This is a genomic window from Cobetia sp. L2A1 (assembly GCF_009796845.1).
GTDB lineage: Bacteria > Pseudomonadota > Gammaproteobacteria > Pseudomonadales > Halomonadaceae > Cobetia.
The window spans coordinates 2590591-2612582 of sequence record NZ_CP047025.1 but is presented as its reverse complement, the minus strand read 5'-3'; the positions used below and the strand labels follow the sequence as shown (position 1 = coordinate 2612582).

The 21992-nt window shown below is 58.0% G+C and carries 18 protein-coding genes; 5 read left to right on the top strand and 13 right to left on the bottom strand.

Features of this window, described 5'->3' with window-relative positions; genetic code table 11:
* Positions 1–65: 65 nt before the first annotated feature.
* From GQR90_RS11145 to GQR90_RS11110, 8 genes are all read right to left on the bottom strand, one after another.
* A complete protein-coding gene (locus GQR90_RS11145; RefSeq protein WP_158774175.1) occupies positions 66–1346 on the bottom strand; it encodes a TRAP transporter large permease subunit in 1281 nt (426 codons plus the stop codon).
* Positions 1343–1993 (bottom strand): TRAP transporter small permease, encoded by a 651-nt coding sequence (locus GQR90_RS11140; RefSeq protein WP_199269414.1) that lies wholly within the window; start codon positions 1991–1993, stop codon positions 1343–1345. The genes GQR90_RS11145 and GQR90_RS11140 overlap by 4 nt, the downstream gene beginning before the upstream one ends.
* 59 nt (positions 1994–2052) lie before the next feature.
* Positions 2053–3051, bottom strand: a complete 999-nt coding sequence (locus GQR90_RS11135; protein WP_158774174.1) for a TRAP transporter substrate-binding protein — start codon at positions 3049–3051, stop codon at positions 2053–2055.
* Between the two features lie 110 nt (positions 3052–3161).
* Positions 3162–4172: an amidohydrolase family protein gene (locus GQR90_RS11130; RefSeq protein WP_158774173.1), complete on the bottom strand. Its 1011-nt coding sequence runs from the start codon at positions 4170–4172 to the stop codon at positions 3162–3164.
* A gap of 37 nt (positions 4173–4209) precedes the next feature.
* Positions 4210–5208 (bottom strand): TRAP transporter substrate-binding protein, encoded by a 999-nt coding sequence (locus tag GQR90_RS11125; protein ID WP_158774172.1) that lies wholly within the window; start codon positions 5206–5208, stop codon positions 4210–4212.
* 163 nt (positions 5209–5371) lie between these two features.
* Positions 5372–6379 (bottom strand): AraD1 family protein, encoded by a 1008-nt coding sequence (gene araD1 / locus GQR90_RS11120; RefSeq protein ID WP_158774171.1) that lies wholly within the window; start codon positions 6377–6379, stop codon positions 5372–5374.
* A 10-nt stretch (positions 6380–6389) separates the two neighbouring features.
* Positions 6390–7562, bottom strand: coding sequence for an L-rhamnonate dehydratase (locus GQR90_RS11115; protein ID WP_158774170.1), 1173 nt, complete (start codon positions 7560–7562; stop codon positions 6390–6392).
* Positions 7563–7626: 64 nt separating this feature from the next.
* Positions 7627–8655: a 4-hydroxythreonine-4-phosphate dehydrogenase PdxA gene (locus GQR90_RS11110; RefSeq protein ID WP_158774169.1), complete on the bottom strand. Its 1029-nt coding sequence runs from the start codon at positions 8653–8655 to the stop codon at positions 7627–7629.
* A gap of 224 nt (positions 8656–8879) precedes the next feature.
* Here GQR90_RS11110 and GQR90_RS11105 point away from each other — a divergent pair, with 224 nt between their 5' ends.
* From GQR90_RS11105 to GQR90_RS11090, 4 genes are all read left to right on the top strand, one after another.
* Entirely contained in the window at positions 8880–9608 is a 729-nt protein-coding gene (locus GQR90_RS11105) for a FadR/GntR family transcriptional regulator (protein ID WP_158774168.1), read from the top strand.
* Between the two features lie 190 nt (positions 9609–9798).
* Positions 9799–11229, top strand: a complete 1431-nt coding sequence (nhaC, locus tag GQR90_RS11100) for a Na+/H+ antiporter NhaC (protein WP_158774167.1) — start codon at positions 9799–9801, stop codon at positions 11227–11229.
* A 2-nt stretch (positions 11230–11231) separates the two neighbouring features.
* A complete protein-coding gene (locus tag GQR90_RS11095; protein ID WP_199269413.1) occupies positions 11232–12149 on the top strand; it encodes an aminotransferase class IV in 918 nt (305 codons plus the stop codon).
* Positions 12150–12168: 19 nt separating this feature from the next.
* Positions 12169–12828, top strand: a complete 660-nt coding sequence (locus GQR90_RS11090) for a GntR family transcriptional regulator (RefSeq protein WP_158774165.1) — start codon at positions 12169–12171, stop codon at positions 12826–12828.
* A gap of 182 nt (positions 12829–13010) precedes the next feature.
* On the opposite strand, the gene GQR90_RS11085 is transcribed toward GQR90_RS11090, so the two are convergent.
* Entirely contained in the window at positions 13011–14069 is a 1059-nt protein-coding gene (locus tag GQR90_RS11085) for an NAD(P)H-dependent flavin oxidoreductase (protein WP_158774164.1), read from the bottom strand.
* Between the two features lie 199 nt (positions 14070–14268).
* Here GQR90_RS11085 and GQR90_RS11080 point away from each other — a divergent pair, with 199 nt between their 5' ends.
* Positions 14269–15993 (top strand): thiamine pyrophosphate-dependent enzyme, encoded by a 1725-nt coding sequence (locus GQR90_RS11080; protein ID WP_158774163.1) that lies wholly within the window; start codon positions 14269–14271, stop codon positions 15991–15993.
* A gap of 108 nt (positions 15994–16101) precedes the next feature.
* On the opposite strand, the gene GQR90_RS11075 is transcribed toward GQR90_RS11080, so the two are convergent.
* From GQR90_RS11075 to GQR90_RS17535, 4 genes are read right to left on the bottom strand one after another with little or no spacing between them, the layout of a single operon-like run.
* Positions 16102–18306 carry a YjbH domain-containing protein gene (locus tag GQR90_RS11075; RefSeq protein WP_233266244.1) on the bottom strand — a complete coding sequence of 735 codons (2205 nt, stop codon included), beginning with the start codon at positions 18304–18306 and terminating at the stop codon, positions 16102–16104.
* Positions 18303–19139 (bottom strand): capsule biosynthesis GfcC family protein, encoded by an 837-nt coding sequence (locus GQR90_RS11070; protein ID WP_158774162.1) that lies wholly within the window; start codon positions 19137–19139, stop codon positions 18303–18305. The genes GQR90_RS11075 and GQR90_RS11070 overlap by 4 nt, the downstream gene beginning before the upstream one ends.
* A 55-nt stretch (positions 19140–19194) precedes the next feature.
* On the bottom strand, positions 19195–19962 hold the full coding sequence (locus tag GQR90_RS11065) for a YjbF family lipoprotein (protein ID WP_158774161.1): 768 nt from the start codon (positions 19960–19962) through the stop codon (positions 19195–19197).
* A gap of 5 nt (positions 19963–19967) precedes the next feature.
* Positions 19968–20459: a hypothetical protein gene (locus GQR90_RS17535; protein WP_199269411.1), complete on the bottom strand. Its 492-nt coding sequence runs from the start codon at positions 20457–20459 to the stop codon at positions 19968–19970.
* Positions 20460–21992 lie beyond the last annotated feature (1533 nt).

The window sequence follows — 21992 nt, the reverse complement described above, 5'->3', positions numbered from 1 at the left end:
GCGTGGGCAGCTAACGTGCACATTGATTCCCAGCGAGACTGCGTGCCGGGGGATGCGATGCAGGCTTAGTCGGTCATCCAGTAAAGCGGAACGGTGATGATCTGCGGGAAGGCGACGAACAGCAGCAGGATCACCACATAGGCGAGGGCGAAGGGTGCAACGCCACTCACGGCCTTCTCGAACTTGAGGTTGCCGACGCTGGTGATGACATTGAGGACATTGCCGACCGGCGGGGTGATCAGGCCGATGGCGCAGTTGAGGACAAACATGATCCCGAAGTAGACGGGGTCGATACCGGCCAGCTTGACGATGGGCATCAGGATTGGCGTGAGCACCAGGATGGTCGGCGTCAGGTCCATCACCATGCCGACCACCAGCACGATGCCCATGATGGCGAGCATCAGGATGCGCGGGTCATCGGCGAGCGGCTGCAGCAGACCGGCGACCATCAGTGGCAATTGCGCGATACTGATCAGCCAGGAGGCGACCATGGCGGCGGCGACCAGGAACATCACGATGGCGGTACTGCGCGCCGCTTGTGCCAGTACTTGATAGAGCTGACCAAGATCCAGCTCGCGATATACCACGGTCGCTACGAAGATGGCATAGACGGCCGCGACCACCCCGGCTTCCGTCGGCGTGAAGATACCGCTCTTGATGCCACCAATGATGATGACCGGCAGCATGATGGCCCAGAAGCTGTCCTTGAGTGCCTTGAGCCGCTCGCGTCCGCTGGCCTTCTTGGTGACGACCAGATCTTCCTTGCGCGTCATGAACAGCCACATCACCACCAGCGTCACACCCATGATCAGCCCCGGCACTATTCCGGCGAGGAACAGCTTGCCGATGGAGATGCCCCCGGCGACCCCGATGATGATCAGCGGAATGGAGGGCGGGATGATCGGTGCGATGATGCCACCGGCGGCCATCAGGCCGGACGAGCGGCCCAGCGGGTAGCCGGCCTTGCGCATCATGGGCAACAGCATGCTGGCAAGCGCGGCGGTATCCGCGACGGCCGAGCCCGACAGGCTCGCCATGACGATGGCGGCGAAGATGGCCACGAAGCCCAGCCCGCCCTTGCGGTGCCCGACCAGTGACATCGCCAGCGTGACGATGCGCTGGGAGAGTCCGCCACGCGACATCACTTCTCCAGCGGTCAGGAAGAACGGGATGGCCAGCAAGGTGTAGCTGTCAGCGCCGTTGACGAGGTTCTGGGCCAGAATTTGTGAGTTGAAAAGATCAAGATGCAACATCAGCACGATGGCGCTGACCAGCAGAGCAAAGGCGATGGGGAGGCTCAGGCCGATGGCGGCCAGCAGGGAGCCGAGGAAGAGCCCGATGGTCATGGCGTGTCTCCTTGCTGATCAGATGAGAGGTCGGTGGCTTTCTTCCCCGTGACACCATGCAGCGGGAGCGGTGTCAGCAGACGCCAGAGCAGAATCAGAGTCATCAATACGCCTGCCATCAGCCCGGCGAGATAGAACACACCGACAGGAATGCCGCTGATGGGAGAAAGATTGCTCCAGTTGAGCACTGTCTGGTCATAACTGCCCTTGAGCAGCATCAGGCAGCAGCCGAGCATTACCAGCGTGACCAGGCGATCCAATACTGCACGCAAGGCCGCTGGCAGCTTGTCTGCGAAGGTATTGACGCTCAGGTGTTCCTGGCGGATCAGTGCCGCGACTGCTCCCATGAACGTGACCCAGACGAACAGGAAGCGAGACAGTTCGACACTGATCGAGATCCCGCTATTGAAGCCGTAGCGCAGCACGACATTGACGAACACCAGCGCGATCATCACGACCAGTGCCAGCACCATCAGCAAGGTAAGACTCTTCTCAAGTCCTCTGAATATCGATGTGGCGCTGGCAGCAAGGCCGGAAGGAGTCGTGGCTGGCGGTGCGTCAGCACCCTTGCGTGACACGTCGTTGGGCGGAGGTGCGGAGGGTTTGATCGACATGGATAACGGCATCTCGTGGGTCAGTTTATTCATGGTGTTATCCCCGAAGGAGGCATTTCAGTGACAGCGCTACTGGATGAAAGCGACAGGGTCTAGCGGGCATCTGCCAGCGCCGCCCGGAACTGCTCGACTACAGCTGGTGTGAGGGCTTGTGTGTGCTGCTGAATCACCGGCTCAAGTGCCTCGCGCATGCGCACGCGCTCAGCGTCTGGCACCACATTGACTGCCATTTTTTCCTGCAGCTCACTCAGCAGTTCATCGTTCATGGCTCTGCTCTTCTCACGCTGGTAAAGCGTGGCATCGCGAGCGGCAGTCCGAATCAGTTGTTGTTGATCATCATTGAGCGATTGCATGAATTTGCGCGAGGCAACCAGCACCTGGGCGTCATAGGCGTGTGCAGTTCGTGACAGATACTTCTGCACTTCAAAGAAACGCTTGGCGTCGATCACCGTGTAGGGATTCTCCTGGCCATCCACCGTGCGGGTCTCCATGGCGGTGAACAGTTCATTGACTGCCATGGGCACGGCATTGGCTGACAATCCATTGAAGAGATCGATGTAGAGCGCGTTCTGCATGGTGCGAATCTTGAGACCCTTGATGTCTTCCAGTGTCTCGATGGGGCGGCGGCTGTTGGTCATGTGGCGAAAGCCGTTCTCCCAGTACTCGAGTGCGACCAGTTGCTTGTCGTCGAGACTGGCGAGCAGGGCGCGGCCAGCCTCGCCATCGAGTACCGCATCGGCATGATCACTGTCGTCGAACTGAAAGGGCAGGCTGACGATGTTGAAGTCCGGATTGAGGCTGCTGAGCGTGGCAGTCGACGGGACAGTGAAGTCCAGGGTGCCGGACTGCAGCATCGAGGTCATGTTGACGTCGTTGCCCAGAATGCCGTTAGAGAACACCGTGATGGTGATATCACCATTGGATCTTTCATCCACCAATTCGGCGAATTTATTGGCACCCAGCGTCTGGGGGTGTGCATCCGGCAAGCTGGTGCCCATCCGTGCGGTGATGCCGGCATGAGCCGTCGCGGAAAAGGCCAGCAACAGACCTAATGTGGACACGTTTTTGAGTAGGCAATGGCGAGAGAGCATGGCGAATTCCTCATTGTTTATTGTTCTAGTGGCGTATTTCGGCCGATCTTTTCTCGTGCAGTCGTTTTCCAGCCCGTCTTTCTCGAGATGTGTTTTTCCAGACGGTGTTTCTAGCGAGTTGCCTCAAGCGAGTAGCAGCGCACGGCGTTGTCGCAAAAGAGCTTGAGTCGCTGCTCAGGGCTCAGCGAGCGGCTGAGGTCCTTGAAGGCCTGCAACAGCGTATCGAGTGAGGTCACCAGCCCATCGACCGGGAAGTTGCTGGCGAACATCACGCGGTGAACCCCGAAATGGCGCAGCACGATGGCAAAGACCTCACGGTTGTCTTCCAGTCGCCAGGGCTGGTCCGCGATGCCGAGACCCGAGAACTTGATCATCACCTGCGGCCAGGCGGCGACCATGGCGAGGGCACGCGACCATTCGCACAGAGTGTCGGGATGACGATCTCCGGGCACGCCGGCGTGATTGATCACCACCGTCATCGCTGGATGGCGCTCCAGCAGCGGCAGCAGTTCCTCGAGGTGCCACCAGGGCACCTGCAGCTCGAAGATCCGGCCGCGACGGGCGACTTCACTGACGCCGTACTGATAACGCGGGCAGCGCAGTGAGCCAGGTGTGGCATGGGTAGCCAAGGACGGATCGTGGCGCTCGAGAGCCGCAGGTTTGTGACGCACGCCCTTGACCATGGCAGACCGGCAAAGTGCATCGAGTTGCTCGGCGATGTCGTCCTGATCCAGCCAGGCCTGAGCGATCATGGCATCGGGCCAGCCGGTCTCGCGGGCGGTTTCCTCGACCCAGCGCACTTCCTTGAGCGCATCGCCTCGCGCCCATTCCGCTTCCATGTAGACGCAGCCCATCACGCGATGCGCCTCTCCCGCCGCCCGGAGGTGCTCGGCGGGAAGGTAGGGACGACGAATCGCGGCATAGTTGCCGTAGCGGAAGGGGATCATCGACTCATCGCATAGCCAGGGGTGGTAGTTGCGCGTCGGGTCCCAGACATGCATGTGGGCATCGATGATCGGCAGATCATCATCCTGCTGTGTGGCCAGATAGCGCTCGCGCTGCTTGCCCAGTTCGGCAAGAGACGCAGGCATCGCCGATGGCTTAAGTGAGTCAGAGAGCATGGCGAGCTTCCTTGTGTGGCGAGTCAGGTGAGCTTGATCAGAGCGCGAGGGCGTCGTCGATGCGATTCAGCAGTTCGCTGCCATGCTTCTCGGTGAACTCGGCGCGCACCGGTTTAGCGACCTTGGCGCGCATGCTGGCGGTATCGGGGTCGCGCACGACCTGCATGCCCTGTTCCTCGAGGAAGGCCAGATCTCCCTGTTCATTGTCATGATTTAGCTGGCGCTGATAGCGAGCCGCTTCCTGGGCTTCTTCCTTGATCAGCGTCTGCAGTGGTGGCGCGAGGCTGTCGAATTTCTGCTTGTTCATGATCAAGGGCGCGGCGGTATAGGCATGCGCGGTCAGCGATAGGTAGTTCTGGATTGCATACAGGTTGGCGGAGCGAATCAGGCTGACCGGATTCTCTTGGCCATCGACAGTGCGGGTTTCCAGCGCGGTATAGAGCTCGGAGAAAGGCATTGGCGTCGGGTTGGCGCCGAGGGCCTGGAAGGCGGCGATATGCGCCGGGTTCGGGGTGGTGCGCAGCGTCAGGCCGCTGATGTCATCAGCGGTCTCGACGGCATGGCGTGAGTTGGTCAGGTTGCGGAAGCCGATTTCCCAGAAGGCCAGCCCTTCAATCTGTTGAGGTGCCATGCTGCTCAGTAAATCTTGGCCAATATCACCATCCAGCACCTGATAGGCCTGCTTACGGGTGTCGAACAGGAAGGGCAGATCCAGCACGTTGAGTTCGCTGACCAGTCCGCTGAAGTAGGGATTACCGGAGAGTTCCAAGTCGATGGTGCCGCTGCGGACACCGGAGATCATGGCTTGGTCATTGCCCAGCTGGCCGTTGGGATAGATCTTGATCTTGAGCTCGCCGTCACTGCGCTCTGCCAGGCGCTGTGCAAAGCGCTCGGCGGCGAGATGCTGGGAGTCGGTGACCGGATGCGCATGGGCAAAAGTCAGTGACGTTGCGGCGTTCGCTGTCCCTGTCAGTGCAAGGCTGGCCAGTGCGGCGGCGGCGATAGCGGTGATGGTATGGCGGGTTGGGAGTGTCATGGCGAAGCCCTTTTTTATTTTATTGGCGTGATGCTTTTGGTACGTGCTGGCGCTGGTTCTGTTGCTACCGCTACTGCTGTGATCAGGGCCAGGTGGTGGCGGACTCCTCCAGGCCCTGATCATTCTTGTGGTGCTTCTGGCGTGTGTGATGCGTGGTGTGTTTTCAGAGCACTGCTACGGGAGAGGGCTGCTCGGAGCCGTGCGTGTGCGATTCGAAGATGACGCGATTGCGAAGCGGACGCCCGAAGGCGCCCAGCTCAATCTCGAAGCGGTCGCCTTCCTGCACCTTGATATGGTCGGCAAAACTCAAGGTGGCGGTGCCGAAGAAGTGCACGTGCAGATCCCCTGGCGTGCGGAACTGGGCGTACTTGAAGTGGTGGTGCTCCAGATTGGCCAGACTGTGCGCCATGTTGGCTTCACCGGTGAGGAAGGGTTTTTCCCACAGGGTCTGGCCTTCACGGGTAATGCGACTGGTACCTTCCAGATGCTTGGGCAGCTCACCGATCAGCAGTTCAGGCCCGTAGCTGCAGGCGCGAAGTTTGGAGTGGGCCAGCCATAGATAGTTGGCGCGCTCAGTGATGTGATCGGAGAATTCGTTGCCCACGGCATAGCCGATGCGATGAGGCTGACCCTGTGCATCATTGAGGTACAGGCCGACCAGCTCAGGTTCTTCACCGGCATCTTCAGCAAAAGCCGGCACGCTGATCGGCATTTCCGGTGCGATCACGATGCTGCCATCACCCTTGTAGAACCATTCTGGTTGCGCGCCGACCTTACCCTCATCTGGCTTGCCGCCCTCGAGCCCCATGCGGAACATGCGCATCGAGTCGGTGAGAGTTGCATCATCGTGAGCCTGAGCAGCCGCATGCATGGCATCGCGAGTATCGGCACTGCCTAGATGCGTCAGGCCAGTGCCGGTGACAGTGCAGCGCGCACGGTCAGGGTGGGTAACCGGCGGCAGCAATTCCTGACGATCAATCGCCTGCTTGTAGTCGACCAGTTGATGCGAATAGTGCTGTTCGATCAGGGCGACCAGGCCGGTACCCAGTTCGATGGCGCGTGAGGCCAGCTCATAGGTGCCGCCCGGGAAGGTGAGCAGACGCAGCTGATCGCGGCTTTCGACGACAGCTACACGCGGGCCATTGGCAGTACGGAGTTGGACAAGTCTCATGATGGCTTCCTTACTCGATGATGTTGAACTGATCGAAATAGTCATTGTTCAGCTCAAGGCCGAGCCCCGGAGTTTCTTCGTCGAGATCGATGAAGCCATTTACCGGCTCCGGATCACCCTTGAAGATGTAATAGAAGAGCTCGTTGCCGATCTCGACGTCATTTACCGGGAAGTACTCGCTCATCGGTGAAGCCAGCGATGACATGGTGAGGTGATAGTTGTGCATCTGACCGGCATGCGGAATGACCGGCACGCTGAAGGCTTCAGCCAGCGCGTTGATTTTGCGAGCTGCGGTGATACCGCCGACACGATTGGTGTCGTACTGGATGACGGAGACGGCGCGTTTCTCGAGCAGCTGGCGGAAACCGTAATGGGTGAACTCGTGCTCACCGCCGGAGATAGGGATGCTGGTCAGCTGATTGAGCTCTGCATAGCCGTCGATGTCATCCGCGATGACCGGCTCTTCCAGCCAGCGCGGCTGGAAGCGCTCAAGCTTCGGCAGCATGCGTTTGGCGTAATCCAGGTTCCAGCCCATATAGCACTCGAGCATCAGATCGACATCGTCACCGATGACTTCACGGACGGCGGCCACGCTATCGAGATTGGCACGCACGCCTGCCACACCATCACGCGGGCCGTAGCCGAAACGCATCTTCATGGCAGTGAAGCCTTGATCCAGATAGGACTGTGCTTCTTCCTGCATGCCCTTCAGGTCAGTGCGGTAGAGCTTGGAGGCGTAGCAGGGAATCTTGTCCTTGGTCCGACCACCCAGCAGCTTGAAGATTGGCTTGCCGACGGCCTTGCCCATGATGTCCCAGATAGCGATATCGACGCCTGAAATGGCGGCCATGCCGATGCCTTTGCGGCCCCATGCATGTGTGGAGCGATACATGCGCTGCCACAGATATTCGTTGTCGAACGGGTCCTGGCCGATGATCAGCGGCGCGAGGTATTGATCGATGATGGCCTTGGCGATGCGCGGTGCCAGCGCCACGTTGCCCAGCCCGACCAGACCGTTGTCCGTCTCGATCTCGACCACGGTCCAGCCGTGGAAGCGGAAGGTGCCCATCGAGTCGCCCTTGTCCCACAGCTCGTCCATGGCATTGGAGCAGAAGTGTGCGGTCGGCGGGACGGTGTGGCCTTTCCACTCGAAGACGCGTGTCCGTACCTTGGTGATTTTCATCGGATTATCCTTGTTGTTGATGGCGATGCATGAAAGTCAGTGAATAAGGTGAGTGTGACAGTCGTCAGACAGCGGCAGTCTCGAGACGCAGTGCACGCAGGTTGGTGCCCATGCGTTTGGCAATCGCGAAAGCATTGCGTGTGGGCCCTACATCCGCCTTGCCTTGGCCGGCAATATCGAAGGCTGTGCCGTGGGCGGGGGTGGTGATAGGGATAGGCAAACCCCCTTGAACGGTGACGCCTGACTTGAAGCCCAGCAGCTTGATCGCGATCTGGCCCTGATCGTGATACATGGTCACGATGGCGTCGTACTCACCGTCGCGGGCCTTGATGAAAATGGTGTCAGCCGGGAAGGGGCCTTCGATGGGATAGCCTTGAGCGCGACACTTGGCAATGGCGGGAGCGATGACCTCAATCTCCTCACGACCACAGGTCCCTCCTTCACCGCCGTGGGGGTTGAAGGCGGCTACCGCGATACGGGGAGTGTTGAAACCTGCCAACTTGAGCGTGTCATGGATTAGTTGGCTGGCAGCAATGACTCGCTCCTGTGTGACGTAGCTTGCGGCATCCTTCAGCGGAATGTGCGATGAGATGCGTGACGTCCATAGTGTGCCCAGGGTGTTGAATTCGCAGAAATAGCCGCTGACGCCGAGTTTTTCCGCGAAGAAGTGCAACTCATCTTCGTAAGCCAGACCGCCTTTCTTCATGGACAGCTTGTTGAGCGGGGCAAAGCAGATGGCATCGACCTGACCCGACTGAGCGGCCTCGATGCAGCGTGTCAGCACCGCCAGAGTAGAAGCCCCGCAGGCGGCGCTTTCCTGGGCGAGGGTCACGTCGCCCTTTTCCACGCTGTCCACGGCCATCATGCTCAGGCCTTCATGTGCGCGGGCTTCCGTGAAGCTCGCCACTTGCGGCAGATCGGCAAAAAGCCCCGCGTGGCGTTGCCCCTGCTCCCATAGCCATGAATCTCCGACCAGGACGCTATGGGTTCCGGTGAACTGCTCGCGTTCGGCAATCAGGCGAGCGATCAATTCAGGGCCGATACCGGCAGGGTCACCAAGGGTCAGGGCAATGACGGGATGTGTTGCGGACATGTGGATTCCAGCCTTGTAGGAGTTGGCGTTGTTGTTGGTATTTTCAGTCAATTCGCATCTTATGGTCTGCTGGTTGGTTTACCGGACCAGTTGGGGTAAAAGCTAGCTGAACCGAACTGGTCTGGTCAAGGTTTTAGAGAGAATTGCGACCATGGTCGGATTTCTGGTGCGGCATACGAGCGTTTCAGTTATGCTGGTATGAAATATATACCAGTGGAGGCCGCATGAACCAGACGCCTTTCGCCTTTGAGAAAGCGCTCAAGAATCAGACCAAGAAAGAAGTCCTGGCCGACAAGCTGATCGAGATGATCCTTTCCGGGCTATTGCGCGATGGTGATGAGTTGCCCAGTGAACGAGAGCTGGCGCAGCTGTTTGAAGTCAGCCGTGAAACGGTCAGGGGAGGGTTGTCCTTACTGATCGGCTATGGGTTGATCAATGTCTCGCATGGCAGCAAGTCTCGCGTGTGCGCCAGTGAGACGGTGATCGACAATTTCCGCAACCATCCGGCTCGCCAACAAGGGGATCAGCTCAACAATCTGGATATTGAAAGCGTGTTTGAGAGTCGCATCGTGGTGGAGTCGGCCATCGCGCGCCGCGCCGCGCGCCATATTGATGAAGCCGGATTGAAGAAGCTGGACGCCTTGCTTGAGGCTCAGTCGCAGCACTTCGACTCACCAGTCAATTTTCAGCTATCGGATCAGAACTTCCATCATGTCATCGCGGAATATTCACGTAATGAAATCCTGATCCGTTATGCCGATGAGCTTTATACCTACGCCTTGAACATCCGCCGCCAGGTCATGACGGAAAGCGGTTCAATCAAGCGCAGTTACGAGGAACATGTGCGGATCGTCGAGGCATTGCGTGCCGGTGATCCTGATGCTGCCGAGCGTGCGATGCTCTCGCACATCGACAGCGTGTATTACACCACTCGTGACAAGATGAAGCGCTGAAGTAGGCTTCAAGCCCCTGAACCCAGACGTGTGAAACCTCTTGCGACACCCAAAAGCCCTCATCACCCACCGTGATGGGGGCTTTTTCGTTTCAGCCTCTTCACAAGCCTCTTCACAAGCCTCTTGCACCTCTTGTAAAGACCGGTATAGAGTGAATGTGTACTGTATACAATTCTAAAAAGGTGCAGTCATGACCACTGAAAACCACTCCACACCGGAGTTGAAAGGTGTAGCGCTATCCGGAATTTTTCTGGCGTTTTGCTTGTTGATGTCTAGCGTACTGCTACTCAAGGTGCCGGTGGCGTTGGCGTTGTTCGCTGCCTGGTTCCTGCTGATGCTGTGTGGCTGGATCTTGAAGGTACCGTATCCGAGCCTGCAGGCCGGCTTGATGAACGGCATCATGCGCGGCATGGAAGGCGTGCTGATCATCACCTGTGTCGGGGCGGTGGTGGGTTCCTGGATCGCTGGTGGCATCGTGCCGACGGTCATCTATTACGGCTTGAGTCTTGTCCACCCCGGCACCTTCCTGCCCATCGCCTTTCTCGCCTGTGCACTGACCAGCCTGGTGACAGGCACCTCGTTTGCCTCGGTGGGGACGGTAGGGGTCGCGATGATGGGTGTCGGTGCAGGTTTCGAGATTCCGCTGCCCTATGTGGCTGGGGCCGTGATTTCCGGCGCCTATGTCGGTGATGCCATCTCTCCGCTGTCGGATACCACCATACTGTCGTCCTCTCTCTGCGATGTGCCGCTGATCGATCATGTTCGTTCCATGGCTTGGGTGGGTCTGCCGGCCGGTGTGATCGTGCTGGGCGGCTTCTACCTGCTGGGCATGGATTCCGCGGTTTCAAGCCAGGCCATGCAGTCTGCGCAGGTGATGCTGAGCGATCTGGACACCTTGTTCGTGATCAGCCCGATGCTGCTGTTGCCGCTACTGATCACCCTTGGTCTGTTGATGGCGCGCAAGCCTGCCATTCCGGTGATCGCAATAGGGGCCTTTCTCGGTGTGCTGTGTTCCTGGTGGGTGCAGGGCGCAACGCCACTCGAGGCTGCCATGTCGCTGTATCAGGGCTACACCCAGACACTGGAAGGTTCCACGATTGGTGGCATTCTCAGCCGTGGGGGTATCCAGTCCATGTTGCCGGTGGTAGTCATCGTCATCTTTGCTCTCGGGCTGGGTGGCTTGATGGAGAGCCTCGGCGTCATTCGCTCGGTGGGCAATCGGCTGTCAAAAATGGTCAAGGGGGATGTGAGCCTTACCGTCATCACCATCACTTGCGGATTCTTCGGGTCCGTCTTCGGTGGGGCCGCCTATGTCTCGTTGTTCACGGCCTCTGCGATGACACGCGATCTCTATGAGAAGCAGGATATCGAGCGCCGGGTGCTTTCCCGCAATTGTGAGGCCGGCGGCACGCTGTCCTGCCCGATGATTCCCTGGACCAGCGGCGCTGTGTTCATGGCTGCCACTACTGGCGTAGCGACCCTCGATTACCTCCCTTACATGTTTTATCACTTCGCCTTCATGGCCGGCTGTCTCATCAGCGCCATGACTGGGCTTGCGTTCTGGAAGGGTCGCCGCACTCTCCATTCCGCCCATTCCACCCCTCTTTCTCAGGAAGCTTGATCATGGCCATGTCCACTATCAGTTCACAGGCGTATGTCACTGATCCGCGCAACGACAACGTCCTCATCTACGTCAATGGCGAGTACAAGAAACGTAATGAGGCGACGGTGTCCATTTTCGACAGTGGCTTCGTGCTGGGGGATGGAATCTGGGAGGGCATGCGCCTGATCAATGGCAAGTTGTTGGCCCTTGATGCGCATATCGAGCGGCTGTTCGAGGGCGCCAATTCCATTGATATGGATCTTGGCATGAGCCGTGATGACATGATCGGCATCATCCGCGAGACGCTGCGCGTCAACGACATGCACGATGGTGTGCACATTCGTTTGATGGTGACGCGTGGGCTCAAGAGCACGCCAAATCAAGACCCGCGCTTCGTGCTGGAAGGGCCGACGGTCGTGGTCGTGGCGGAATACAAGAAGATCGACGAGGCCCGCAAGCAGAAGGGCATCAAGCTGTTTACCTCGACCTTCCGTTGCAGCACCCCGGACGTCTTTGATCTGCGCTTGAATTCCCACAGTCGTCTCAACTTCATTCAGGCGCTGATTCAGGCATTGCATGCAGGGGCCGATGAGGCGCTGATGCTGGATACCCGAGGCTTCGTGGCCAGCTGCAACTCCACCAATTTCTTCATTGTGCGCAAGGGGGAAGTCTGGACCTCGACGGGGCTATGCAACTTCAATGGCCTGACCCGCAAGGCAGTGATCGATCTGGCCGCTAGCAATGGACTGGCCGTGCGCGAAAAGGACTTCACTTTGGCTGAAGTGTACAATGCCGATGAAGCTTTCGTGACAGGTACGCTGGGTGGTCTGACCCCCGTTTTTGCCATTGATGGCCGCACGATTGGAACGGGTGAGGTAGGGCCTGTCTATCAACAGCTGAACGCGTTCTATCAAGGCTATCTCGAGGAGGCGAAGTGACAGAAGGTTCGGGCAAGGAATGAATGACTTCAGCAAGCTGAATCGACCGGACACTCTCTGGTCCGGCGTGGCCGAGCAGATCCAGGGTCTCATCGCCTCGGGGACGCTCACGCCGGGCATGAAGCTCACTGAGGCCTATCTCTCCAAGGCACTCGGCGTCAGTCGAGTGCCAGTGCGTGAGGCGTTACGCCACCTTCTCAGCACTGGGCTTCTGGTCAGTGAACCCTATAAGGGCGTGCGTGTACGCCACTTCGATCATGCACATCTCGCACAGCTATATGCCTATCGTGCGGGGCTTGAGAGAATGGCCTTCACTATTCTCTGGCCACTCAGGACTTCAACGCTGACGGATGAGTTGGCCAGGCGTCATCAAGTGCTCAGTGATGCGATTGCGCGTCGAGACAGTGAAGGCGCGATCATTGCAGAGCTCCATCTGCATGGCTGGTGCCATGAAGCGTCCGGCAATGAGTTTCTGCTGGCGGACTGGGAGCGGATACTGCCGCATCTTCAATGCTACTTCGTGCTGCATCAGCGGGCGCACCAGCGCCCAGGCCCCTCACGTGAGGCCCATGATCGCTATCTCGCGCTGGCGACAGGTTCATCGCTGCAGGATATGCTCGCCCACATTGATGAGCATATGCATCAAGGCATGAACAAGGTGCTTGAACTGGTGGAATGAGCGAACAAAATCCGCTCGCCGAACAAGCTGGTTGGGTCGGCCAGACCAGCATGCCAACAGGTGTGCTGGTCCTCACAGATCCTTTACTTTGCATCCCACATTCATGACAGCCTCTTGCGTCTATCTCGCGCGCTAGCCTCACGCGCGTGACGCTTGCCCCCTCCAGCTGTCATGCGCTCGCGTCATGTCTTTTCAAGTATCGCAGCCAATTCTCCCCCCAATACTCGCACCATTTGAGCTGCTGGCATCATTCGTGCTAGCGGGGCGCCTTGACCGGCCCAGTGCGCGCCAAATCCATGCTCTTGCTGCGTTTTGGCGGCGGCGTTGAGCGCCTTGCCGGCAGCGTAGGTGAGAGGGTAATCCGGCATTGAGGGTCGTGAAGGGTCATCCATCAGGTTGGCGAATCGGTTGGCGAGAATGCGCGCGGGGCGGCCTGATACGATCGAGGTCATACGGGTGTCATGCGCTGCTGGCCCTGCGAGTGCGTCTCGATAGGCGTCATCGGCGCTGGATTCCGGGCAGGCGATGAAGGCGGTCCCGAGTTGGGCTGCCATGGCTCCATCCGCTAGGGCGGCAGCAATGCCCGCACCATCCATGATGCCGCCTGCGGCAATGATCGGTAGGTGCGTGGCATGTACCAGCTGCCTTGTCAGTGCGGCAGTGCTCAGTTGGGTATCCGAGGCTTTCGGATCAAACATGCCGCGATGGCCTCCTGCCTCGAACCCTTGCGCCACGATAGCATCAAGGCCGGCCCGCTCAATCTCCCTGGCTTCCTCCAGGCAGGTCGCTGTCGCCAGTAAAAATATCCCTGCGCCTTTCAGGGTATTGATGGTCTCGTGAGAGGGCAGGCCGAAGTGAAAGCTGATAATCGGCGGGCGGGTCTCGAGTAACATCGCCAGCATGTCAGGATCATCAGCAAAGCTGGTATAGAGCGCGTGAAGCGTAGCAGGTGGTTCTGCGTCGAAGGCCTGGAATTGTGGCGTCAGCCACTCGCACCACGCAGCCTCGCGAGCAGGGTCATGCGTGGGTGCCTTGTGCACGAACAGATTGACGTTGAAGAGCTTGTCGGTAAGCGCTTGCAGTTCAGTGATCATCTTGAACGCACCGACTGCGTCCGTCGCGCCTATACCGATCGAGCCCAATCCGCCTGCATTCGAAACCTCGGCTGCCAGTTGCACTGTCGAGACGCCTGCCATCGGAGCCTGAATGATCGGCCACCGTAATCCCATCTTCTCCAGCATCATTCTCTCCTCTGTCACGAGTCTTGTACCCAAGCTTGAAGATCATGCTACGCCTCACGCAACGCCGTGTGTCATTTCCCTTGTGGCATCCTTCCATTGTTTTTCCCGGCATCATCCCAACGTCTTAGTTCACTGTTTATTTGAATGAGTGAATGCATTGCTCATCCTGTTCTAGCTCAATGGAAAAGGAAGGCGCCCTATGTCACATACCTCTGGACAGAACGTTGCGGAAATCATCGTCGAGACACTGAGCGAGGCCGGTGCCAAGCGTTGCTACGGCATCGTCGGCGATACCATCAACCATTTCACGGATGCCATCCGGCGCTCGGAGATGGATTGGGTGCACGTTCGCCATGAGGAGGTGGGGGGCTTCGCGGCAGGCGGGGAGGCCTTCATGACTGGTGAGCTGGCATGCTGTGCCGGCAGTTGCGGCCCTGGCAGCACTCACTTCGTCAATGGCCTGATGGAATCCCACCGCAATGGCGCGCCGGTTGTCTTCATCGCCTCTCAGATCGAGACGGCGCAGATGGGGGTCGGCTTTCCGCAGGATGTTGACCAGAAAGCACTGTTCTCCCAATACAGCGTATTCTGCGAATACCTGACCAACCCCGAGAATGCGCGCCGCATGATCTCGATCGCCGCTCAGAAGGCGCTGGCGGAAGGCGGTGTCGCGGTGCTGATCGTGCCGGGAGATCTCTTCCCGCAGAAGCCCAAGGAATCGTTGCCGTGGCGTGCGCACCGCTTCTCGCCGGTGATTCGCCCGAGTGAGCCAGAGCTGGAGGCTGTCGCCGAGGCGCTCAACAAGTCCGGCAAGGTGACGATCTACGCGGGGGTGGGCTGTCAGCATGCCCGTGCAGAAGTCATGGCACTGGCCGAAAGACTCAAGGCGCCAGTGGCGTGGACGTCACGTGCCAAGGATTTCATCGAGCCCGATAACGACCATGAAGTGGGCATGACCGGGGTGTTTGGTCTGCAAGGAGGGTATCAGGCGGTCGCGGAGTGCGACACGCTGTTGCTGCTCGGCTGCAGCTTTGCCTGGTCGCAGTTCTATCCTGACAAGGCCACCGTGATCCAGGTCGATCTCGATCCGGGCAAGATAGGCTTGCGGCATCCGGTCGATCTCGGCGTGGTCGGCAGCGTCAAGGACACCTGTGAGTCACTGCTGACGCGTATCGAGCCGCGTGATGACGCGGACTGGTTGGAGAGCTGCCGCAAGAAGCATCTGGAAGCGCGTGATGATGATGCTGTCACCTCGGATGACGAGCATCTTATCCATCCGCAGGAAGTCACGCTGGCACTGAATCGCTTCGCGACCGAAGATGCGATATTCACCGCCGACTGCGGCAGCCCGATGGTGTGGTGTCTGCGTCACATTCGTGCCAACGGCAAGCGCCGTACACTCCCGAGTCTGATGCATGGCACGATGGCCAATGCCTATCCGCAGGCCATCGGTATCAGCAAGGCGTATCCCGAACGCCAGGTGATCGCCATGTGCGGTGATGGGGGCCTATCGATGCTGATGGGAGACCTGCTGACCCTCAAGCAAGAAAAGGTGCCGGTCAAGATCGTCATCTTCAACAACAGCACGCTGGGCTTCGTCGAGCTTGAGCAGAAGGTCGATGGGCTGCTGGACAGCTACACCGATCTGGAAAATCCCGACTTCTCTCTCGTGGCGCAGTCACTGGGCCTGTGGGGGCGCCGCGTCGAAGCCAAGCACGAGCTGGACGAAGCCGTGCAGGCACTGCTCGCGCAGGACGGCCCCGGCATTCTCGAGGTCAAGGTCAACCGCATGGAACTGGTGATGCCACCGCATATCGAGGCTGGCCAGGTCGCGTCCACTGCACTGTATTCCGCCAAGGCGCTTCTCAATGGGCGCATGGATGATGTGGTGGATCTGGTGCGCAACAACTTCACCGGGCGCTGACATCCACGGCGCCATTGAATGGCCGCCACGACTAGCCCATGAAAAACACGCAGACCGCGATCAGCAATGATCGCGGTCTGCGTGTTTTTCATGGTGCGAAGGGCGGTGTTACTTCCAGACGTTGGAGTCGAAGTCCTGCCAGTACTCATCCATGTCGCGGTAGTCCGTCATGTCATACAGGCTGTACTTGCGATTGAGGCGCGCGCCACCATCACGCGTCAGCGGATTCCAGGCGAGGCTGACATTGTCGCGACTGGAGTGCACGAAGAAGGCATCCAGCGGCAGCATGATGTAGAAGCCCTTGTCGAAGCTGCCTTCGCCGAAGTCATCACCGGCATCGGTGAAGGAGGCCCAGGCACCCATGCGTGCGCCATTGGCGAAGCCACGCGAGATATCGAGTGTCATGCCGAGATCCTTGGCGAGATAGCGGCCGAGACTGATCTTGGCCAATACATCTTCATAGCCGGTGTCCCAGTAGATACTGGCATGGCCGGTGGTGGTCGAGTAGTCACGCAGTCCGAATTGTTGATTGAAAGCGCGCTGCTTCACCCAATTGACGTCCACGCCATAGGCCAGCGGTGAACCCAGCGGACGATAGAGCACCTCGCCGCCGACACCGGCATACATCATCTCGAGAATGCCGCCGTACGCCATGCCGTACCAGTTGCGCCCGAATTGATGGGTGCGCGTGTACTGCAGGTTATCGATACCCACATCGGTTTCCTCGATGTAGCGGCCGATGTACGAGCGAACTCGCTGCAGCTTCGAATCCGAGATGTACTCATACTGATCGAAGTTGTCGAACAACGTCAGCTGGGCCGAGCCTGACAGCCAGCCATGGCGGTCGGTTCGCCATGCTGCCGAGCCTTTCAGATAGCCCTGATAGAGATAGCCATCCGGGCCGCCGATGTTCTGATTGAGCCCCGGTGAGAAGCCGGCGCTCCAGCGGTCGCCGGTATTTTCCAGCAACACTTTCTCGTCAGAATAGCGCGCTGCTCCCTCGGCCTTGCTGTCATTGGGCTCGGTCGCTGCCAGCGCATAGACACTGTGGGTATAGCGCAGCTGCTGGCGCGCATCGTGGCCTGCCTTGGCAATGTCAGCACGTGCGTGAACATCTTCGCGCGTATCAAGCCCGCCGGAACGCAAGCGGTAGTGGAAGCTCTCGAAGTAGTCATCCACTCGATTATGCAGTACGCGATTGGCGCGTCCTTCCGCCTGGGCCGTCGAGCGGAAACGCGTGCTCTCACCGCTGACGATCAGCGCTGTGCCTTCACGTGTCAGGCTATCAACGCGAATGCCGGACTGCGCCTGTATCTCTCGGGAGAGCTCAGGCCAGCTGAGCTGGTTGCTCGCCGGCGCCTTGGCGACAAGCGGCTCCGGCGGTGTATCCAGCTTGGCCTGTGACAGTCCTGCGAGATCGACCCCAAAGGTGACGCCGAGCATGGCAGTATTGCCGCGCTCCCAGCCGGCCTTGAGTATCAGGTTGTCGGTCATGCTCAGGCGCGCGCCGAGGTTGATCGGGCTGTCCTGCTCCTGATCATTGCTCTGCGGTTCACTCTGGTAGTCATTGCCGTCAAGCTCTGCCATCAGTACCAGCGGCTGCCAAGGTGTTTGCCATTCGACACCGCCGAAGATGCCCATCTGACCCTTGAACAGACTGTTGAGCGAGAACTCACCACCCTCATCACCACCGGTATCCGTGGGACGATCATTGTAGTTGTCACTTGCCCAGCCCAGCGGGTTGTTGAGATCCCCCCGCGAGCCCAGATAGCCCCAGCCAAGCCCCAGTGTGAAATCGAAGTCATACCAGCGCTTGCTGGCGACCAGATATTCACTACCGAACAGGCTGGTACCGCCCATGTCACGCAGGCCGACGGCGACGGCGGGGAGGTAACGGCTTTCTTCCCACAGGCGAATCTTGGCATCGACCCCTTTATCGAGGTAATCACGGTCGCCCGCGATGGCCTCGCCATACAGGCGGTTGGTGATTTCGGTATAGCGGAAGCCAGTCTCAAGCCACTCCAGCGGCTGCAGGCTGACGTTGTAGCGTCGATAAGGCGAGACATCGGTATAGGAGAACGCCAGGCTGCCCGCTCTCTGCATGCGCGCCGTCGGTGTCTGCATCAGCCCGACACCGCCGAAGTCCGACTGTCCCAGGCCCAGCCCACTCAGACGGCTTTCTACCGGCTGCTCACCATCCAACAGCCCAGCATGAGCCGACGGGATGAGTAACATGCCGGCACTGAGATATACGAGCTGACGAATGGCGGTCTGCACTCGATCGTGAGCAGTGGATAAAGAATAAGCCGTCATGGCGTGCTGTCTCCGCTGACATTCTCGACTGCTGGCATGGCAGGCTCAGTGACATTGATGAGCGAGGTAAGGTACTCGACCTCCTGAGTTTCACCGCTGATGGCACTCACCGCACGGCAACCCTTGCCCGGCCATTGCAGGCTGAGCCACTCAGGCAGGCTGCGATTGACCCATGCAGACGCTGCCGAAATACGCGGCAGGTCGACTACGATGCGATCGCCCGGCGCGAGCGAGTAGGGCTGCTCGTTCCAGGCACTGATGCCGCGCGAGAAGATGGCGCCACTCAACGTGATGACACTGGCGTGCTCAGCATTGCTCCGCGCGCCGGGCAGGCCATCCAGCGCCTGGCGTAACGTCAATCCGGAGCTCCACTCCAGATGACGAACACCAATGGCGCTCCACAGCTGAATGCGATTGTCCGGCTGACATTGGCCAATCCAGTCATTGTCATTCAGTGGAATATCCAGACGCGGTGTCCGCCACAAGGAAATCGGGTCGATACGTCCGACCTGGCGGCCATCGACGGGGCTGCGCCGAATCACGCGCGCCCAGCTGACAAGCCCATCTCGTTGCAGTTGTGTCTCGAAGCGTGCCTGGGTGGTGAGCTGCCGCACCTCAAAGAACAGCCGCTCTCCGAGTGCTCGTGAGCGTCCACGCATGGTCTGTGACGCCACGAAGGCGTAGGGCCACTCGATACCTGTCGGGGTGGCCAGCTCTGATAACTGGTGAATGACGGCCTCACTCAATCTCACGCTATCGGGAAGCGAGGAAGAGGCTGGCGTCTCGTCAGCGACCGTAGAGGGGCTAGCGAAGGAGGCGACAACTAGCGTCACGGCCAGTACGCACCGTTGTGTAACGCGACTCGCGGAAGTGATCCGCAGTGAAGGCTTACCACCAGCCACGGGCCACCTCCCAACTCCAGCGAGGTGCACCTGGCCAAGGCTGAACATCGGCCTTCCAGACGCGCGGGGGAAGTGAATCGTCATCAGTGTCTGCCACCCCATAGTGATTGGTGCTCACCTTGCCGTTCTGCCAGCGAATCTTCTCCTGACACTCAGCCAATGATTGTGTCCCGAGTGGCAGCGCCACTGGGCGTGCCGGCGCGCATTGCCATTCTGCTCGCCCGAGGGCATAGCCTTCCGAGCCATCCGCGCGTTGCCAGCGTGAATGCACGTCGTAATGCAGCACATGCCGGGTATCCAGTACCCATGGTGCGACTGGTGACGCGGTGGATGGCAAAGCCGCTTTCTGCTCAGAAGCACTATCGGCCGGCACTGCGAGCGTATCGCGCTGCATGTCGAGCAGATCGCTTGCAAAGCCTGCCGTACCGCCAAGCAAGCCATCCTTGAGGCGGACGAAGGCATGATCGGCCGTCTCGAAGCGCGCCAACTCTTGTCTGGCGGGTGCCTCAGATGATGGCGCGCTCAGAGCGGCAAGCACCACCAGGCCAGTATTGCCCTCGTGGCTCATGCGAAGAGAAGCGTAGGGCAGGGCGCGAGCTTGCTCGGCATCAAACATATCCCTGCCCATGACAGCGCTTGCTGTCTGACCAAGCTGGCCCTGCTCGAGTGTCGAGCATCCGACAAGCAAGACGCTCCCTATCACGGATAGCAGAGCCGCCAGGCGACCCTGCTGTGCAATGGATATCGGCTTCATGATGATTAGAAGGTACCTGTAGTGCCGGTGGTGCCAGTTGTACCGGTCGAGCCCGTGGTGCCAGTCGTACCTGTGGTGCCAGTGGTTCCGGTCGTACCTGTGGTGCCCGTCGTACCGTCGCCATCACTAGACTCGCCGCCCTGATCAGGGTTGCTGCCATCGCTCGGGTCAGTCGTACCGGTGGTTCCTGTCGTGCCATCGCCACCATCAGGATCTGTATTATCGCTGCCACTGGTACTGCCGCCACTACTGCCATCGCCTCCCGAGGCAACGCTTGCCGCGAGACCGACGGCAACCGCCAAGCCCACTGCGTTAGCGGCCATGCTACCGACTGCCATATCACCTGCTGCGCCAGGCCTTGCGGCAGGACCACCACCTGACGTATTGGTCGAGGTGCTGCTCTGTGCGGCAGTTTCGCTCTCTGCTTTAGCTATCTGAGCAACCAGCGGTGACAGAGTTAGCCCAGCGATTATCAGTGTTGCGGCGGTGCGTTTCATGTGGTGTTCCCTTATCTTCCTGAGCAGGAAATCCGCACTTCTCAAAGTGCTGATGCAAGTATGGTTATTGCCATGATGCACATGCCAATATGTTTCCAAATAGGCATCAATATCGAAAAGTGAAGCATCTCAATATTCCCCGGCTTTCACTTTATTAACGTTAATCGAGTGGTGTTGTTGATATGTCGATTAGCCAGCGCCTCATTCTGTCATGGCTTTGAAATCAAAGCATGAACCCAATCTCAGCACGTCGAAAATATCTTGGATGTCATGCACGTCATCTTAACGTACTGCAGTATGGAAGAGAATATTCTCTCTGTCTTTTTGTACTGCCACAAGAACGACAACGACAAGTCTTAGTGAGGCGCATGATACTAAGTGAGTTTAAAGGAACTAAGACTCTCTAATGCTAAATCGTTTATATATATTGGATTGTTAAATTAATATAGTGGGGTGAATAGTCCTTCTGCAATGGCAGCTCTAGTCCTCTGGTGACATGAGTGAAACAATAATGTATCTGTATTGTGTTTTTGAGTAACCTTCTAAAGGCGAGTCTTGTTTAGCGTCGCATTTAAGTGACGGATATGAGTCGCCGTAAAGGCTTCCAAGGATGGTCTATGCGAGATATCGTGAATATAATGTCTTTATATTCAGTAAGTTAAGGTTAAACTATAGTATTCTTTCTGCTGCCAAGCTTGAATCGAATGTGAATAAGCTATGGAAAAATAGTAACGTGGTGCAGTATGATTAGTCTCTTATCAAGTACATCTGTGTTCCTTATGTGCGACATTTTTCAGAAAAATTAACCAGGTAAAACATCGATAGTTCCCCTGATCAATGTGGGACGTGAGGCTACGCACTGGATGCATGGGAATTTTTACCTTGTGCTTTGAGTGCAATGCCCCTTGGGTAAAATATTGCACGGGTATGTCATATTTCATCATTGTTAGTGCCAAAGTTTTCTATGCAGAAATGATATGTTGTACAGCTTTGAAGACAGTATTTCCCACTATTTTTCATATAAAATAAATAATAGTAACATTCTGCCAGGCGACCAAAATTTTGATTGATTCATTGTCTCGTGGAGGATTTTTGCGCCCGTAAACCAGGGGTTCGCTCTGACAATATTGATCAAGGCCTCTTGTCTTGAGGGTGAAGGTTGTATGAATAGCGACAGTTAAAGTATGGATATTACCCGTCAAGGCCGCTATTCCACCATGAAGAAGATTTTCCTAGAAGGTGCGCGCTGTTCCTTTTATGGAACCAATAGTGCTAAGGATCTACATGCAGCGAAGCCTGTGGGCATTTGCAACCGGGCCTCGGCGAATGCGCCGTCAAACACCTCGGGGCGGTAGCGTTCTTGAAAGGCTTCATGTGACTGCTGATCACCCTCAGGTGCGGATGAGACCTTGATAGAAACGTTTTTGTACGTGACTCTTGGGCTGTCGAGAATTTATTGTGTTGGTGGCGTATACCGTTGAGGCACGTGAGCGCTCCCCTGCGTGGAATCTGCCGTTCTCACCGTAATTCCTG